This is a genomic window from Dietzia sp. (assembly GCF_036741115.1).
Classification (GTDB): domain Bacteria; phylum Actinomycetota; class Actinomycetes; order Mycobacteriales; family Mycobacteriaceae; genus Dietzia.
In genome coordinates, this window is record NZ_DAINST010000095.1 from 8,519 (window position 1) to 9,222 (window position 704).

A 704-nucleotide genomic window follows, 5' to 3' on the forward strand; every position below is an offset into this window, starting at 1 on the left:
GCGCTACGCCGTCCCCGGGGTGCGCGGCCTTTTCCTCGCCGGCGCCTCGCAGCACCCGGGAGGTGGCGTGATCGGCACGAGCGGGCGCTCCTCGGCCGCGCTCGCCGCCCGCCACCTCCGGCGCCACCGGCGCAGGCTCCACCACTAGCGCGGGCCCGGGCGGGTGCCGACGGCGTTCTCGCACCGATATGGCGAGTCGCCAGGCGCACTCGATCCCACTGCAGGCAGAATGGACCACCGTGATCGTGATCAAGGAAGAGACGCAGTCGACGCTCCCGGCGCCGCGGCCCGGCGCCGCGCGCACGAATTCCGCCGGCCCCGCGTGGCTGCGCCGCGGCCTGCTTCTCCCGCTGATCCTTGCCATCGCCTTCGGCCTCTCGGGCTGCCTCCAGCTCAGCTCCGAGATGTCAGTGAGCAAGAACGACACCGTCTCCGGGCGCATCCTCCTCGCCGGAAACAACCCGACCCAGGCCGAGGACCTCGGCGGGGTCTCGGTGCCCACCGGGCTCGAGGAGAAGGTCCGCATTTCGAACTACGCTGCCAACAACTTCGTGGGCAAGGAGGTCTACTTCACGGACCTCACCTTCGCGGACGTCGACAACATGGTCATCGGCATGCAGCCCGACGAGGCGAACCCCTTCACCCTGAGCTTCAGCCGCTCCGGGAGCAAGGTCACCTTCACCGGCAACATCGACCTCACGTCC

Annotated in this window: 1 protein-coding gene; it reads left to right on the plus strand. The window is 69.9% G+C overall.

Annotation, left to right across the window (positions count from 1 at the left end; translation table 11 throughout):
- Positions 1 to 188 precede the first annotated feature (188 nt).
- Positions 189 to 704, plus strand: a 516-nt coding sequence (locus V7E05_RS12500; protein WP_442891678.1) for an LppM family (lipo)protein, incomplete at its 3' end; no start/stop codon positions are given.